General features: G+C 70.1%; 14 protein-coding genes. 8 read left to right on the top strand and 6 right to left on the bottom strand.

What is annotated here, in order from left to right:
* Nucleotides 1-6: 6 nt before the first annotated feature.
* Nucleotides 7-231, top strand: a complete 225-nt coding sequence (locus tag I4Q42_RS21530; RefSeq protein ID WP_198578151.1) for a DUF4170 domain-containing protein — start codon at nt 7-9, stop codon at nt 229-231.
* Nucleotides 232-477: 246 nt separating this feature from the next.
* Here I4Q42_RS21530 and I4Q42_RS21525 read toward each other — a convergent pair whose 3' ends face one another.
* A complete protein-coding gene (locus I4Q42_RS21525; RefSeq protein WP_198578150.1) occupies nt 478-1,143 on the bottom strand; it encodes a fused DSP-PTPase phosphatase/NAD kinase-like protein in 666 nt (221 codons plus the stop codon).
* A gap of 148 nt (nt 1,144-1,291) precedes the next feature.
* Here I4Q42_RS21525 and I4Q42_RS21520 point away from each other — a divergent pair, with 148 nt between their 5' ends.
* From I4Q42_RS21520 to lpxK, 5 genes are all read left to right on the top strand, one after another.
* Complete coding sequence (locus I4Q42_RS21520; protein ID WP_198578149.1) at nt 1,292-3,103, top strand: ABC transporter ATP-binding protein; 1,812 nt, start codon at nt 1,292-1,294, stop codon at nt 3,101-3,103.
* Nucleotides 3,100-3,798, top strand: a complete 699-nt coding sequence (locus tag I4Q42_RS21515) for a lysophospholipid acyltransferase family protein (RefSeq protein WP_198578148.1) — start codon at nt 3,100-3,102, stop codon at nt 3,796-3,798. Before I4Q42_RS21520 ends, I4Q42_RS21515 begins: the two co-directional genes overlap by 4 nt.
* Before the next feature lie 180 nt (nt 3,799-3,978).
* Entirely contained in the window at nt 3,979-4,983 is a 1,005-nt protein-coding gene (locus I4Q42_RS21510; protein ID WP_198578147.1) for a cation diffusion facilitator family transporter, read from the top strand.
* On the top strand, nt 4,980-6,260 hold the full coding sequence (locus I4Q42_RS21505; RefSeq protein WP_332873128.1) for a 3-deoxy-D-manno-octulosonic acid transferase: 1,281 nt from the start codon (nt 4,980-4,982) through the stop codon (nt 6,258-6,260). Before I4Q42_RS21510 ends, I4Q42_RS21505 begins: the two co-directional genes overlap by 4 nt.
* A complete protein-coding gene (lpxK, locus tag I4Q42_RS21500) occupies nt 6,257-7,261 on the top strand; it encodes a tetraacyldisaccharide 4'-kinase (RefSeq protein ID WP_198578146.1) in 1,005 nt (334 codons plus the stop codon). Before I4Q42_RS21505 ends, lpxK begins: the two co-directional genes overlap by 4 nt.
* A 177-nt stretch (nt 7,262-7,438) precedes the next feature.
* Here lpxK and I4Q42_RS21495 read toward each other — a convergent pair whose 3' ends face one another.
* From I4Q42_RS21495 to purD, 3 genes are all read right to left on the bottom strand, one after another.
* The gene (locus tag I4Q42_RS21495; RefSeq protein WP_198578145.1) at nt 7,439-8,737 is read right to left on the bottom strand and encodes a metal-dependent hydrolase family protein; all 1,299 of its coding nucleotides are present in this window, start codon (nt 8,735-8,737) and stop codon (nt 7,439-7,441) included.
* A gap of 213 nt (nt 8,738-8,950) precedes the next feature.
* Nucleotides 8,951-10,027 carry a phosphotransferase family protein gene (locus I4Q42_RS21490; protein ID WP_198578144.1) on the bottom strand — a complete coding sequence of 359 codons (1,077 nt, stop codon included), beginning with the start codon at nt 10,025-10,027 and terminating at the stop codon, nt 8,951-8,953.
* A 229-nt stretch (nt 10,028-10,256) separates the two neighbouring features.
* The gene (gene purD, locus I4Q42_RS21485) at nt 10,257-11,531 is read right to left on the bottom strand and encodes a phosphoribosylamine--glycine ligase (RefSeq protein WP_198578143.1); all 1,275 of its coding nucleotides are present in this window, start codon (nt 11,529-11,531) and stop codon (nt 10,257-10,259) included.
* 176 nt (nt 11,532-11,707) lie between these two features.
* On the opposite strand from purD, the gene I4Q42_RS21480 reads away from it, so the two are divergent.
* Nucleotides 11,708-13,333, top strand: coding sequence for a PAS domain-containing sensor histidine kinase (locus I4Q42_RS21480; protein ID WP_198578142.1), 1,626 nt, complete (start codon nt 11,708-11,710; stop codon nt 13,331-13,333).
* A gap of 133 nt (nt 13,334-13,466) precedes the next feature.
* On the opposite strand, the gene I4Q42_RS21475 is transcribed toward I4Q42_RS21480, so the two are convergent.
* A complete protein-coding gene (locus I4Q42_RS21475) occupies nt 13,467-13,784 on the bottom strand; it encodes a hypothetical protein (RefSeq protein WP_198578141.1) in 318 nt (105 codons plus the stop codon).
* A 334-nt stretch (nt 13,785-14,118) separates the two neighbouring features.
* On the opposite strand from I4Q42_RS21475, the gene I4Q42_RS21470 reads away from it, so the two are divergent.
* Entirely contained in the window at nt 14,119-14,739 is a 621-nt protein-coding gene (locus tag I4Q42_RS21470) for an isochorismatase family cysteine hydrolase (protein WP_198578140.1), read from the top strand.
* Here the strand turns inward: I4Q42_RS21470 and I4Q42_RS21465 are convergent.
* Nucleotides 14,736-15,401, bottom strand: a complete 666-nt coding sequence (locus I4Q42_RS21465; protein WP_198578139.1) for a cation transporter — start codon at nt 15,399-15,401, stop codon at nt 14,736-14,738. The genes I4Q42_RS21470 and I4Q42_RS21465 overlap by 4 nt on opposite strands.
* Nucleotides 15,402-15,431 lie beyond the last annotated feature (30 nt).

The following is a 15,431-nucleotide window of genomic DNA, read 5'->3' as shown; positions in this document are numbered from 1 at the left end:
TCCCCCATGTCCGACAAGCAGCTTCTTCATATCGTTATCGGCGGCGAACTGAAGGATGTCGCCGGAACCGAGTTCCGCGACCTCTCGAAGGTGGAATTCGTCGGCGCCTACGCCACTTACAACGACGCCCACGCCGCCTGGAAGGCCAAGGCCCAGGCCACGGTCGACAACGCCCACGCGCGGTATTTCATCATCCACGCCCACAAGCTGCTGGATCCGAGCGTCGCGTAAAGGCTGATCCTTCTCCCCTTGCGGGAGAAGGTGTCATCCGCAGGATGACGGATGAGGGGTCGCGCTCCCCTCTCCGGATGTCATCGCCCGCTTTATGCGGGCGACCCAAGCCGAGCCGGCCATGTCCTGACACGCCGCTTGGGTCGCCCGGACAAGCCGGGCGATGACTTCTGATATTTCTGAGAGACCCCTCACCCGACCCCGCTCCGCGGGGCCACCCTCTCCCGCAAGGGGAGAGGGACGACTTCATTCCCGCCGCAGCAACTTGTCGGTCAGCATCTTGCCGAGCATGCCGGCGCGGAAGGTCTTCTTCATCTCGACCGGATCGTAGTCGTCGCTGTCCACCCACTGGGTGAAGGTCAGCCCCTTGGGCGCGCCGCGCTCCAGGTACTGGTCGAAGGTGTAGTCGAGCACGCCGGTGTTGCCCTCGCGGATGTGGAGGTAGCGGCCCGACAGCTGCTTCTTGGCCTCCTCGATCGGCAGGCCCAGGCGATAGTGGGCGTAGAGCACGCTCATGATGCCCGCCCGATCGGCCCCCGACTTGCAGTGGATCAGGGCCGGGTACTCGATGGTCTCGAACAGTTCCTTGGCGCCGTGCACGCGGGCGCGGATCGGCACCTCGCGCGAGGTGATGGTGAAATCGACCATCTTGATGCCCAGGCGCTCGCAGGCGTCCTTCTCCAGCGCGTAGAAGCTGCCGTCGAAGCCGCCGCGCAGGTTCACCACCGTCTTGATGCCCTGCTTCTTCCACCAGGCCAGCTGGAACGGCCACGGCTGGTTGGTGCGCACGAGCTCGGGGCTGACCCAGTGGGCGTTGGTGAAGCCGACGCGCAGATAGGCGTGGTCGTTCCACAGATAGTGGAGATAGGTCTTGAAGCGCCCCCAGCGCGTGGAAAGGTCGAAACCGGCCAAGTGGCGATCCTCTGAAAACGCGCCTAGATACGTGCCGCCGGGCCTTATTGCAAAACCCCGTGTCGTTTGGTCCGCTCTGGTCGCTTTGTCCGGGAGGTGCGGCGCCGGCGTCCTTGACAGCCCTCCTGCGAAATCCGACCCCTCGCCCATGACCGACGCCGCCGAGACCGAGACCTCCAACCGCGCCCTGGCCGCGCGGGTCTGGCGCGACTTCCTGCGGACGCGCTGGAAGGGCCTGCTGGTTTCGCTGGTCGCCGCCATGGCCGTGGCGGCCCTGAGCGGCCAGCTGGCCCAGATCATTCAGCCGGCGATCGACGAGCTGATCACCCATCCCCAGCCCGGCGCCATCCTGAGGATTCCCGCCATCATCGCCGCCCTGGCGATCGGACGCGGCCTGTTCCAGGTGCTGCAATCGGTGCTGATCAGCCGCATCGGCAACGGCCTCGTCGGCGACATGCAGGTGCGGCTGTTCGGCAAGCTGGTCCGGGCCGACCTCGCCCGCCTGCGCGGCGCCCATTCGGGATCCTATGTCTCCTCGGTGCTCTACGACGCCGGCCTGATCCGCGAAGCCGCCACGACGGGCGTGGTCAACTACGTGCGCGAGTTCCTGACCGTGATCGCCGCGCTCTACGTGATGTTCACCCTCGACCCGATCCTGGCGGGCGGCATCCTCGTGCTGGCTCCCCTGGCCAGCCTGATCATGCGGCGCTTCTCGAAGAAGACCACCAAGGCCGCCAAGGGCGCGATGGGCGAGACCTCCAACCTCTCGACCGCGATCATGGAGAGCCTGGACGGCATCAAGATCGTCAAGATGGAGAACCGCGAGGCCTACGAGGAGGGTCGCGTCGAGGCCGTGGTCGAACGCCGGCAGCGGCACCTGATCAAGGGCAGCAACGCCAAGGCCATGGCCGCCCCCGCCACCGAGGCCTTCACCACCCTGATCGTCGCCGCCGTCTTCGTCTATGCCGGCTGGCGGGCGACCGCCGGCGCCGGCGTCCTGGGCGGAACCCTGACCGCCGGCGCCTTCTTCGCCTTCCTCACCGCCCTGCTGATGGCCGCCCAGTCGCTGCGCCAGGTAGCCAACCTGCAGACGGTGTTCAGCGAGGGCTTCACCGCCGCCCGCCGGCTGTTCGCCGCGCTCGACGTCGCGCCGACCATCGTCGAGCCGGTCGGCGCCCCGCTCCTTCCGCCCGGCGACGGCATGGTGGTCCTCGACCATGTCGACTTCGCCTATGGCGAAAACGCCCCGGCCCTCTCCGACGTGTCGCTGCACGTGCGCCAGGGCGAGACCGTGGCCCTGGTCGGCCCCTCGGGCGGCGGCAAGAGCTCGATCCTCAACCTGATCCCGCGCTTCTACGACGTCGTCGGCGGGTCGGTCAGCGTCGACGGCTGCGACGTGCGGTCGGTGACCCTGGCGTCCCTGCGCGACCGCATCGGCCTGGTCACCCAGGAGCCGTTCCTGTTCGACGACACCATCCGCGCCAATATCGCCTACGCCAAGCCGGACGCGACGGACGCGGAGATCGAGGCCGCCGCCGCCCAGGCCGCCGCCCACGACTTCGTCAGCGCCCTGCCCGAGGGCTACCAGACCCGGGTCGGCGAAGCCGGCGCGCGCCTGTCGGGCGGCCAGCGCCAGCGCATCGCCATCGCCCGCGCCTTCCTGAAGAACGCCCCGATCCTGCTGCTCGACGAGGCCACCAGCGCGCTCGACACCGAGAGCGAGGCCCTGGTGCAGGCGGCGCTGGAACGGCTGATGGCCGGCCGCGCCACGATCCTGATCGCCCACCGCCTGTCGACCGTGAAGCACGCCGACCGCATCTACGTCATCGACAAGGGCCGCGTCGTCGAGACCGGGACCCACGCCGGCCTGGTCCGCGCCAAGGGTCTCTATGCCCGCTTGGCCAAGGCCCAGGACCTCGACCACGCGCCCACGCCCGATTCCGAGGAGACCGCCTCTTGAGGCCGCTGCGTTCCCCCCTGGTCATCAAGATCCTGTCCTCGATCTTCGCCGGCTATACGAAACTGGTGTTCGCCACCCTGCGCCTAACCGTCGAGGGCCAGGACAAGGCCGAGGGCGTGTGGGCGCAAGGCCGCACCAAGGGCACGGGCGCGATCCTGTGCCTGTGGCATTCGCGCATACCGCTCTCGCCCCTCAGCTGGCCGCAGAGCCCAGCCCGCCAGGACATGCGGGCCCTGATCTCGCTGTCCAACGATGGCGAGTTCATCGCCCGCACCATGGAGAAGCTGGGCTTCCCGGCCATTCGCGGCTCGTCGGCCAAGAAGAGCGATCTCGGCAAGAACAAGCACGGCGAGCAGGCCTTCCGCGACATGATCAAGTGGGTGAAGGACGGCGGCGGCATGGCCATCACCCCCGACGGCCCGCGCGGCCCGGCTGAGCACATGGAGAAGGGCACCCCCACCCTGGCCCGCTTCACCGGCGCCCCGGTGCTGTTCGTCGGCCTGGCCGCCAAGCCCTGCATCCGTCTGGGCTCCTGGGACCAGACCATGGTCCCCCTGCCCTTCGCCAAGGCCGCCATGGTCTGGGACGGCCCCACCGCCGCCGGCCGCGGCGAGGACCCCGAGGGCCTGGTGGAGGAATGGGCCGACCGGCTTTCCGCCGTGACCCGCAGGGCCGAAGAGATCGTCGGGCTCTGAAACCTCCCCCTGTGGGGGAGGCGGCCGAAGGCCGGTGGGGGGACGTTTTCAGCTTTCGCTGACGAGGCCAGCTTCGCATCGCCTCCCCCCACCGATCGCTTCGCGATCACCTCCCCCACGGGGGGAGGTTCCTTTTGCTGGACGATTGATCCCCGCCCGCCTTGGTGGGATGTAGACCCCATGCCGCACGACCATCCGGGCCACGACCACGACCACCATGATCACGACCATGATCATGACCGCGCGCACGCCCATGGTCACGGGCACGGCCATCATCACGGACATGGCCACGGCCACAGCCACGCCCCCGCCGACTTCGGGCGCGCCTTCGCGATCGGGGCCGGGCTGAACATCGCCTTCGTGGCCGCCGAGGCCGTCGCCGGCTTCGTCACCGGCTCGCTGGCCCTGCTGGCCGACGCCGGCCACAACCTGTCGGACGTTCTGGGCCTGCTGCTGGCCTGGGGCGCGGCGGTGCTGGCCAAGCGCGCGCCCACGGGTCGCCGCACCTACGGCCTGCGCAAGGGCACGATCCTGGCCTCGCTGACCAACGCCGCCCTGCTGCTGGTGGCGGTCGGGGCCATCGCCTGGGAGGCCGTGCGCCGCTTCGCCGACCCCCAGCCCGTGCAGACGGGTCCGGTGATGATCGTCGCCGCCATCGGCATCGTCATCAACACCGCCACGGCCCTGATGTTCATGAAGGGCTCCAAGGACGACCTCAACGTGCGCGGGGCCTTCCTGCACATGGCCGCCGACGCCGCCGTCTCGGCCGGCGTGGTGGTCGCGGCCCTGGCCATGTGGGCCACCGGCTGGCTGTGGCTCGACCCGGTGGTCAGCCTGGCCATCGTCGCGGTCATCGTGCTGGGCACCTGGGGCCTGCTGCGCGACTCCCTGGACCTGGCGCTGGACGCCGCCCCGCGCGGCATCGACCCCAAGGCCGTCGCCGACTGGCTGGAGCACCAGCCGGGCGTGGCCGAGGTGCACGACCTGCACATCTGGGCGATGAGCACCACCGAGACGGCCATGACCGCTCACATCGTCCGCCCCGACGACGCCGACCACGACCAGTTCCTGCACGACGTCTGCGGCGCCCTGGCCAAGCGGTTCAGCATCGGTCACGCGACGATCCAGATCGAGCGCGGCGGCCACGCCCACCCCTGCGCCCTCGCCGCCGAAGGCAGCGTGTGAGCCTGCCCTTCACCCTGGCCGCCTATCGGGCCGCCACCACGGCCCTGACCCCGTTCGCCCCGGCCCTGCTGCGCCGCCGGGCGGACAAGGGCAAGGAAGACCCCGCCCGCCTGAACGAGCGGCTGGGCAAGCCGGCGATCCCCCGTCCCGACGGCGTGCTGGTCTGGCTGCACGGGGCCAGCGTCGGCGAGAGCCTGTCGATCCTGCCCCTGGTCGAGCGCCTGCGGGCCGAGCGGCCGCACGCGGCGATCCTGGTCACCTCGGGCACGGTCACCTCGGCCGAACTGCTGGCCAAGCGCCTGCCGGCGGGCGCCATCCATCAGTACCTGCCGGTCGATACGCCAAGCGGCGCGGCCCGCTTCCTCGACCACTGGCGGCCGGACCTGGCCGTGTTCGTCGAGAGCGAGCTGTGGCCCAACCTCCTGCTCGGCGCCAAGCAGCGGGGCGTCAAGCTGGCCCTGGTCTCGGCCAAGCTGTCGGACAAGAGCTATGACAGCTGGCGCATGCGCCCCCTTGCGGCCGCCTGGCTGTTCTCCGGCTTCGACCTGATCCTGGCCCAGGACGGCCGCGCCGCCGACCGCTTCGCCAGCCTCGGCGGAACCGTGGCCGGCGAGGCCGACCTGAAGTTTGGCTCGCCGCCCCTGCCGGTCGACGAGGCCGAATATGCCCGTCTACGCTTCCAGCTGACCGACCGGCCGCTGCTGCTGGCCGCCAGCACCCATCCGGGCGAAGACGAGATCGTGCTCGACGCCGTCGCCGGCTTCCACCTGGCCCCGCGCCTGGTGATCGTGCCCCGCCATCCGGCGCGTGGCGAGGCGATCCTGGAGATGGCCCGCGAGCGCGGTCTCGACGCCGTGCGCCGCAGCCAGGCGCCGTCGACGGTGGCTGAAGTGATCATCGCCGACACCCTGGGCGAGATGGGCCTGTGGTACCGCCTGGCCGACCTGGCCCTGGTCTGCGGCAGCCTGGTGCCCGACATCGGCGGCCACAATCCGCTGGAGCCGGCGCGGCTGGACTGCCCGATCGTCTCGGGTCCGCATGTCGAGAACTGGCTGACCGCCTACGGCGACCTGGCCGCCGTCGAGGGCGTGTCCTATGCCGACGCCTCGGTGCTGTGCTCGCGCCTGTCGGCGATGCTCGAGACGCCCGAGCGACTGAAGGCTCAGGCCGCTCGCGCCAAGGCCTTCGTCGAGGCCCGCGACGCCACGGCCCGCGCCGGCCTCTCCCGCATCCTGGACCTCGTGCCGCCCAACCTCGCGCCAGGAGCCGCCGCATGAAGCTTTCCACCCCCCGCTGGTGGTATCGCCGCGAAGGCGGCCCCGCCCCCCTGACCCGCGCCCTGCTGACGCCGCTGTCGTGGCTGTGGGCCGACGTCACGGCCCGGCGCATCGCCAAGGCCAGCCCCCAGGATCCCGGCGCGCCGGTGATCTGCGTCGGCAACCTCACGGCCGGCGGGGTGGGCAAGACGCCGATCGTCCGGGAGCTGCTGCTGGTGCTGACCAACGGCGGGGTGGCGGCCCACGGCCTGTCGCGCGGCTATGGCGGGTCGCTGAAGGGTCCGCTGCAAGTCGATCCGGCCCGCCACAAGGCCAGCGAGGTCGGCGACGAGCCGCTGATGCTGGCTCAGGACTTCCCGATCTGGATCTCGCACGACCGCGTCGCCGGCGCCAAGGCCGCCGCCGCGGCCGGCGCCCAGGTCGTCGTCATGGACGACGGCCACCAGAACCCCGCCCTCAAGAAGACCTTGTCGCTGGTGGTGGTCGACGGCGAGACCCGCGACGACGAGTGGCCGTTCGGCGACGGCCGGGTGTTCCCCGCCGGCCCCATGCGCGAGCCGCTCGACATCGGCCTGGCCCGCGCCGACGCGGTGATCGTGCTACTGCCAGCCGACCTGCCGGAGGCCGATCCGCAACTGCTGGCCCTGCTGGCCTCCAAGCCCGTGCTGATCGCGCGGTTGGAACCGTCGGCCCCGCCGCCCGGCGGACCGCAGCTGGGCTTCGCGGGCGTCGGCAAGCCCTGGAAGGTCGAGCGCGCCCTGCAGGCCGCCGGCTGCGACCTCGTCGACTTCGCCCCCTTCCCCGACCATGGCGCCTATAGCGAAGACACCCTGCGAGGCCTGGCCGAACGGGCCCGCGACCTGGGCGCCAGTTTGATCACCACGGAGAAGGACTGGATCCGCCTGCCGCCGGCCTGGCGCGAGCGGGTGGCGGCTTGGCCGGTGCGGGCGCGGTTCGAGGATGAAGAGGCGCTGGCGCGGGTGTTGGCGGGGGTTTCCTAATCCTTCTCCCCTTGCGGGAGAAGGTGTCATCCGAAGGATGACGGATGAGGGGTCTCTCAGATTTGAACAGCCGCGCCCCGTCGCTCCGCCGTCGCGGCGGAACCGATCATCGACCCCTCACCCGACCTCCCTCCGGGAGGCCATCCTCTCCCGCAAGGGGAGAGGGACCCCGGGAATTTACTTCACCACCACCCCGCCCTTGATCACCCGGTCCACCTTCTGCAGCACCGACACGTCGGCCAGCGGATCCCCCGCCACCGCGATCAGGTCGGCCGCCTTGCCCGGCGCCAGCGAGCCGACCTCGGCCGTGATCCCCAGGTGGTCGGCGGCGTTGACGGTCGCCGTGCGGATGGCCTCGATCGGGGTCAGCCCAGCCCGCGTCAGCAGCACGAACTCGTAGGCGTTATCGCCGTGGGCGCTGACGCCGCTGTCGGTGCCGAAGGCGATCTTGACGCCGCCGTCGTGGGCGCGGCGGGCCATGTCGAGCATCTTGGGACCGGCCTCCAGGGCCTTGGCGGTCTGGGCCGGCGTGAAGAAGTTGCCTGGGCTGGCGGCGATGCGGGCCACGAAGTCGCCGGCCATCAAGGTCGGGATCAGATAGGCGCCGTTCTTCTTGAACAGGGCGATGCTCTCCTGGTCGAGATAGGTGCCGTGCTCGATGGAGTCGCCGCCGGCCTTGAGGAAGGCGTTGATGCCGTCCACCCCGTGAGCATGCGCGGTGACCCGGCGGCCCATGCGGTGGGCGCTCTCGACGATGGCGGCCAGCTCGCCGTCGCTGAACTGCTGCGACAGGCCGGCGGCGGTGTTGGACAGCACGCCGCCGGTGGCGGTGATCTTGATGACGTCGGCGCCGCGCCAGACCTGCTCGCGCACGGCCCGGCGGCAGTCGTCGGCGCCCGAGCACACCGATTCCGGCCGCAGCACGTGCATGACTTCTTCGCTGAAGCCGTTGATGTCGCCGTGGCCGCCGTGGATCGACACGGCCGAGCCGGCGGCGATGATCCTCGGTCCGACCACGTCGCCGCGCTTGATGCCGGCGCGCAGGGCGAAGATGGCGTCGTTGTCGGCCCCCAGGTCGGCGACGGTGGTGAAGCCGGCCAGCAGGGTCTTGCGGGCGTAGCCGGCCCCGACCATGGCCTGGTCGGCCGACGACTGGGTCACCTCGTCGAGGCGCGAATTGGGACCTTGCTGGCCGGTCAGGTGCACGTGGCTGTCGATCAGGCCGGGCAGGACGAAGCGGTCCTTCAGATCGACCACCACCCCGCCGGGCTCGGACACATAGCCGTCGGCGATGCGCACCACCTTGCCGTCCTGCAGAACCACGGTCTTGGTGCTCTCGACCTTGCCGCTGGCAGGATCCGCCAGCAGCTTGCCGGCCTGGACGAAGGTCAGCGGGCCGGCGGCTTGAGCCGCCGCGAACGACAGGGCGGCGGCCGCGACGCCGAGCGCGGCGGCGGCCAGGGTACGGATGCGCATTGGATAAGCCCCTCTGGAACGATTGCCCCTCCCCAGGGGCGTTTGGCGCGAGGATGGCGGGGTAGAGGCGGGGCTGTCACGCCATTTTCTTTTCGCCAAGATCCTCCCCCTCTGGGGGAGGTGGCCCAAAGGGCCGGAGGGGGCCGGCGCGGCGCTCAGAACCCCCTCAGTCGCTCCGCGACAGCTCCCCCAGAGGGGGAGCATCTTGCTCCGTCAAGCCGCCCCCGCCCTCTTCGCGAAGCTCCAAGCCCCCTTGGCCAGCACCGGCACCCGGGCCTCCATCAGCTGCGCATGCGCGCTCGCCGCCGTGCCGTCGCGCACGCGGCCGACGATGCCCTGGCAGATGCCGGCCAGGCGGAAGAGGTTGTAGCTGAAGTACCAGTCCAGCTGCGGCAGGCCCTCGCGCCCCGTGGCGGCGCAGTAGCGGGCCACGGCCTCGTCGATGGTCGGGATGCCGTAGGCGGTGAGATCCGTGATCTCGGCCAGGCCGCCGCGCTGGTCGGACGGCATCACCCAGTTCATCAGGAAGTAGGTGAAGTCGGCCAGCGGATTGCCCAGGGTCGACAGCTCCCAGTCCAGCACCGCGATCACCTTCGGCTCGGTGGCGTGCAGGATCATGTTGTCGAGCCGGTAATCGCCATGGACGATCGAGGTCTGGTCGTCGGCCGGGGCCGTGGCGGCCAGCCAGTCGATCAGCTGGTCCATCTCCTCGATCTTCGTCGTCTCGCTGGCGCGGTACTGCTTGGTCCAGCGGTCGATCTGGCGGGTGAAGTAGTTGCCCGGCTTGCCGTAGTCGGCCAGGCCGACGGCGGCGTAGTCCACGTTATGCAGGGCCGCCAGGGTGTCAATCTGGGCCTCGTAGATCGCTCGGCGCTCGACCGGTTCGTAGTCCGGCAGGCTGCCGTCCCAGAGGATGCGGCCCTCGATATTGTCCATCACGTAGAAGATCGTGCCGATGACGCCTTCGTCCATGCAGAACGCGTAGGGCCTGGCGACCGGGAACTTCGCCTGGTGCAGGCCCGAGATCACCTTGAACTCGCGGTCGACGGCGTGGGCGCTGGGCAGCAGCTTGCCGGGCGGCTTGCGGCGCAGGACGTAGCGCTTAGCCGGGGTCACCAGCTGGTAGGTGGGATTGCTCTGCCCGCCCTTGAACTGGCGCACCTCCAGCGGGCCGGCATAGCCCTCGACATTGGCTTCCAGCCACGCGGCCAGGGCGGCCTCGTCGATCGCATGGCGCGGATCGACCGGCTTGGTGCCCGAATTCAGCTCCTGAGCGGACGGCTCGGCCACGGCGCTTCACTCCCAACGTTTGTTTGAACGGGAGTTTAGAGGGCGCAGTCAGACACGCAAGCCCTTCTCCCCTTGCGGGAGAAGGTGGCGGCGAAGCCGACGGATGAGGGGTCTCTCAAACATAAACGGCCGCACCCGGTCGCTCCACCGACGCGGCGGACCGGATCATCGACCCCTCACCCGACCTCCTTCGGAGGCCACCCTCTCCCGCAAGGGGAGAGGGACCAGGTCAGAGCGCCCGCCAGCCGATGTCGGAGCGGTAGAAGCCGCCTTCCAGCGACACCGTGCCCAGCGCCGCATAGGCCACGTCGCGGGCTTCGTGCAGGGTCGCGCCCAGGGCGCAGACATTGAGCACGCGGCCACCCGAAGCGACGAGGTTGCCCTCGGCGTCGCGGGTGGTGCCGGCGTGGAAAATCTCGGCCTCATGGCCGTAGTCGGCCTCGGCGCCCTGGATCAGGCCGCCGGTCTCGGGGGCGTCGGGATAGCCCTCGGCGGCCAGGACCACGCAGATCGCCGCCTCGTCGCGCCACTTGGGCGGCTCGGCGCTCGCCAGCTCGCCCTTGGCCGCGGCCAGCAGGATCGGGACGATGTCGCTTTCCAGCCGCAGCATCAGCACCTGGCATTCCGGGTCGCCGAAGCGGGCGTTGTATTCGACGAGCTTCGGCCCCGTGGGCGTCAGCATCAGGCCGGCATAGAGCACGCCGACATAGGGATTGCCCTCGGCGGCCATGCCCTCGACGGTCGGAACGATCAGCTCGCGCCAGGCCTGCTCGACCAGGGCGTCGGTCAGCACGGGCGGCGGCGAATAGGTGCCCATGCCGCCGGTGTTGGGGCCCTCGTCGCCGTCATAGGCGCGCTTGTGGTCCTGGGCCGCGCCGAACAGCACGGCGGTCTTGCCGTCGGAGAGGGCGAACAGCGAGGCCTCCTCGCCGTGCATGAACTCCTCGATCACCACCCGCGCGCCGGCCGAGCCGAAGCGGCCGCCCAGCATGTCGACCACCGCGGCGTCGGCCGCCTCGCGGTCCGGCGCGATCACCACGCCCTTGCCGGCCGCCAGGCCGTCGGCCTTGATCACGAACGGCGCTTCCAAGGTGTCGAGGAAGGTCCCGGCCGAGGCGGCGTCCTCGAACACGCCGTAGGCGGCGGTCGGCAGGCCGTGACGCTGGCAGAAGTCCTTGGTGAAGGCCTTGGAGGTTTCCAGCTGGGCGGCGCGCTGGCTGCCGCCGAAGCAGGGGATGCCGGCGTCGGCCAGCTTGTCGGCCAGGCCGACTTCCAGCGCCGATTCCGGGCCGACCACCACCAGGTCCGCGCCGATCTCCTGGGCCAGGGCCACCAGGCCGTCGGCGTCGGTGACCTTGACGGCGCGCAGCTCGGCGACGCCTTCGACGCCCGGATTGCCCGGGGCGGCGACAAGGCGTCCGCACAGCGGCGATTGCGCGATCTTCCAGGCCAGGGCGTGCTCGCGCCCGCCGGACCCGACGAGGAGGATGGTCAGCTTTTCCATGAGCCGGGGATGTCGCGCGGGCGCGGCCCCGGGTCAAGCGCGCGCTGCGTCCTATGGTCCCATCGCCCGCCCTGCGACGCTTGGCGCCGTTGCCAGCGGCGACGCTCGAGGGCCTCCTGGCGTGTAAATTCTCGCGTCTGGGGCTGGACGCGATCAACGGGGCAGACCGCCAGGACATGGCCAAGGACGACCATTCCCATCCGCGCGACCCGGCCGTCGCGACGGACGAAGCCGCCGCCGCGTCGCGCACGTCGAAGGCCCTGCACTCCTGGGCCTTCCTCGACGCCGTGGTCGAGAGCGTGCCGGCCATGCTGGTGGTCAAGAACGGCCGCGACGGCCGCTTCGTGCTGGTCAACCGCACCGGCGAGGAGTTGCTGGGCGTGCCGCGCGAGGCCCTGATCGGCCGCAGCGACGCCGACTTCTTCCCGCCCGAACAGGCCGCCTTCTTCGCCGAGATGGACCGCAAGGTGCTCGACAGCGACCGGCTGTGGGTCATCGACGAAGAGCCGCTGAAGACCCCGCACAACGGCGACCGCTGGCTGCAGACCAAGAAGATCGCCATTCCCGGCGAGGGCGACGAGAAGCTGCTGCTGATCATCAGCGAGGACATCACCGAGCGGAAGGCCTCGGCCGCCGCGCTCGAGGCCGCGCTGGAAAGCGCCCGCGCCGCCAGCATCGCCAAGAGCGAATTCCTGGCGAACATGAGCCACGAGATCCGCACGCCCCTGAACGGCGTGCTGGTCATGGCCCAGGTGCTGGCCCAGACCGAACTGACCCCGCGCCAGCGCGAGATGATGGATGTGATCCTCAATTCGGGGCGCACGCTGAACGCCCTGCTCAGCGACATTCTCGACCTGGCCAAGGTCGAGGCCGGCGAGGTCGAGCTGGAGCCGGCCCCGTTCAACCTGCGCGGCGCGCTGATCGCCACGGCCGCCACCTTCGAGGGCCTCGCCCACCAGAAGGGCCTGACCTTCTCGCTGGGCTTCGACGACGGCTTCCACGACCGCGTCACCGGCGACGCCCTGAAGTTTGGCCAGATCGTCAGCAACCTGATCAGCAACGCGGTCAAGTTCACCGGCGAGGGCGCGGTCATCGTGCGCGCCGCAACCCGGCCTGACGGCGACGACCTGCTGCTGACCGTCACCGTCGAGGACACCGGCGAGGGCTTCACGCCCGAAGTGCAGGCCAGCCTGTTCGAACGCTTCGTCCAGGGCGACGGCTCGATCACCCGCCGGTTCGGCGGCTCGGGCCTGGGGCTGTCGATCGCCCTGCGCTTCGCCCGGCTGATGGGCGGCGACATCACCTGCCGCTCGACGCCCGGCGAGGGCGCCTGCTTCACCTTCACCGCCCGCCTGGCCCAGGCCGGCCCCGAAGTCCCCGTCCCGGCTCGCCGCGCGCCCAAGGCGCCCGCTCCGGAGCGCCTGCGCGTACTGCTGGCCGAGGACCATCCGACCAACCAGCGGGTCGTGGAGCTGATGCTCGACGGCGCCGCCGACCTGGTGATCACCGCCGACGGCGAGGCGGCGCTGGCGGCCTACGAGCGCCAGGACTTCGATCTGGTGCTGATGGACACCCAGATGCCGGTGATGGACGGGCTGACGGCGATCAGCGAGATCCGCCAGCGCGAACGGGCCGCCGGCCGCACCCGCATCCCGATCATCTCCCTGACCGCCAACGCCATGCCCCACCAGGTCGAGGCCTGCCTGGCGGCCGGCGCCGACCTGCACCTGGCCAAGCCGATCACCGTCTCGGCCCTGTTCGACAGCATCGCCCAGGCCTGCGACCTGGCGGAGCCGGTTTAGGGGCGCTGGTCTAGGGGGTACGCCACTCCCCCTTTCATCCCGTCATTCCCGCCCTTGTGGCGGGGCCTCCACCGACGTTGGCAATCATTAAATGGCGGACAGGCAAAACGTCAGCCAAGGTTAGTTGCGGGCATCAGATCGCTGCTGCCTCGCATCTCGCCAAAAGACCTGAAAGGGTTTCCGTGTCTTTGACGTCGTGCGCTTTAGCGGCGGAGAGATAGCGAAGCAGAAGCGCGCGTAGAGCGTCGGGCTCCTTTAAGCCTTCGACGGAGGTGATCCGCACACGGTCGCCTATCGCCTCCAACTTGAAGACTTGCCCGTCAGGCCCGTAGGCAACGGAGTAGACACCTTCTCGGACATCAATGGCTTCGAGGTAAGCCTCGGCCCCGCTTGCTGACGAAAAGAACAGTGCGGGCTCGTCGGCCTCAACGATGAGTTCGATAGTGGGCATGGGCAATCATTGTCGTCAGGGCGCGGGGTCCGCAATCGGGCGAAAACCGAAATTGGTCCTGCCTGCTTTGAACGGTCAGATTACTGTCGCGAGCAAGTGTCGGTTCGGTCAACATCCTTGGGGCGCCCCCTGGTTCCGCTCGCAGATGAAGTGCAAGCGGCGTACTGAGCACGCCGCCTCATCCGCTCTTGCGGCTGACGGAGGGTTCTTGGCCACAAGGCGAGAATGACGGTGTTTAGGAGGCGGACGAAGCTTCCCGTCACGACCGAAACATCCAAGCCCCGCACGCCGATCGCGCGCCTCCTGGCGGCCCACGCCGACCGGAGCCGCCGCCATGTCGCTCGCCTATCCGCCGGGGCGCACCGCCCTGCTGTTCGTCGACCCCTACAACGACTTCCTGGCCGACGGCGGCAAGCTGTGGCCCAGGGTCGCCGCCACGAAAGGCGCGCAGGGCCTGCATGAGCGCCTGAAGGCGGTGCTGGCGGCGGCGCGGGGCGCGAGCCTGCCGGTGTTCGTGGTGCCGCACCATCGCTTCGCCCTGGGCGACCTCGACGGCTGGAAGCACGCCTCGCCCTATCTGCAGGGCAGCGCCCGGGCCCTGGTGTTCGAGAAGGGGGCCTGGGGCGGCGAATGGCATCCCGACTTCGCGCCCCTGGCCGGCGACGTGATCGTCACCGAGCACTGGGGCTCCAGCGGTTTCGCCAACACCGACCTCGACTACCGCCTCAAGCAGCGCGAGATCACCCATGTGATCCTGATCGGCCTGGTGGCCAACACCTGCATCGAGGGCACCGGCCGCTTCGCCTCGGAGCTGGGCTACCACGTCACCCTGGTCACCGACGCCACGGCGGCCTTCTCAGACGAGGCCCTGCACGCCGCCCACGCCATCAACGCCCCGACCTACGCCCACGCCATCGTGACGGTCGAGGAAGTGGTGGCGGCTGTGACGCGCTAACGGCGACGCGCCGCCACGCTGAACCTCGGCGGCGGCGGGGTCTTGACCTGGCGCAGCTCGGCCCGCGCCTGGCGGACGATCTGCCAGCCGCCTTGCAGGGCGAGAGCCGCCATCACCGCGGCGACGACCAGGTCGGGCCAGCGCGAGCCCGTGCCCAGCACGCCGGCCGCCGCCAGCATCACCGCCACATTGCCGATGGCGTCGTTGCGCGAGCAGATCCACACCGAGCGCATGTTGGCGTCGCCGGTGCGGAAGCCAAACAGCAGGGCGGCCACCGCGACATTGGCGACCAGGGCGACGAGGCCAAGCGCGCCCATCACCGGCGCTTCGGGCGTGCGGCCGGCGATCACGCCCCAGACGGTCATGGCCGACACCCAGCCGCCGAACGCCAGCATGGTGACGCCCTTCAGCAGCGCCGCCCGCGCCCGCCAGGTCAGGGCCAGGCCCGCCACGCCCAGGCTGATGGCGTAGTTGGCCGCGTCGCCGAGGAAATCCAGGGAGTCGGCCTGCAAGGCGGCCGAGCCCGACAGCAGGCCCGCCGCCCCCTCGACCAGGAACATGCCGCCATTGACGACCAGGGCGATCCACAGCGCCAGGCGCCAGCGACCGGACGGCGCCGGGGCGTCGGCCTTGCACAGATCATCGCCGCAGCAGTTGGCCATCACTGGACCTCCTCGAAGAAGATCCTATCT

It is taken from the genome of Caulobacter hibisci (assembly GCF_016135805.1).
Taxonomy (GTDB): Bacteria; Pseudomonadota; Alphaproteobacteria; order Caulobacterales; family Caulobacteraceae; genus Caulobacter; species Caulobacter hibisci.
This window is presented reverse-complemented; position numbering and strand designations above follow the sequence as displayed.

Bases quoted from the DNA above. Each gene is read 5' to 3' on its own strand.
- I4Q42_RS21530 (WP_198578151.1), top strand. From the start codon at position 7: ATGTCCGACAAGCAGCTTCTTCATATCGTTATCGGCGGCGAACTGAAG.
- I4Q42_RS21520 (WP_198578149.1), top strand. From the start codon at position 1,292: ATGACCGACGCCGCCGAGACCGAGACCTCCAACCGCGCCCTGGCCGCG.
- I4Q42_RS21510 (WP_198578147.1), top strand. From the start codon at position 3,979: ATGCCGCACGACCATCCGGGCCACGACCACGACCACCATGATCACGAC.
- lpxK (WP_198578146.1), top strand. From the start codon at position 6,257: ATGAAGCTTTCCACCCCCCGCTGGTGGTATCGCCGCGAAGGCGGCCCC.
- I4Q42_RS21495 (WP_198578145.1), bottom strand. From the start codon at position 8,737: ATGCGCATCCGTACCCTGGCCGCCGCCGCGCTCGGCGTCGCGGCCGCC.
- purD (WP_198578143.1), bottom strand. From the start codon at position 11,531: ATGGAAAAGCTGACCATCCTCCTCGTCGGGTCCGGCGGGCGCGAGCAC.
- I4Q42_RS21480 (WP_198578142.1), top strand. From the start codon at position 11,708: ATGGCCAAGGACGACCATTCCCATCCGCGCGACCCGGCCGTCGCGACG.
- I4Q42_RS21475 (WP_198578141.1), bottom strand. From the start codon at position 13,784: ATGCCCACTATCGAACTCATCGTTGAGGCCGACGAGCCCGCACTGTTC.
- I4Q42_RS21470 (WP_198578140.1), top strand. From the start codon at position 14,119: ATGTCGCTCGCCTATCCGCCGGGGCGCACCGCCCTGCTGTTCGTCGAC.
- I4Q42_RS21465 (WP_198578139.1), bottom strand. From the start codon at position 15,401: ATGGCCAACTGCTGCGGCGATGATCTGTGCAAGGCCGACGCCCCGGCG.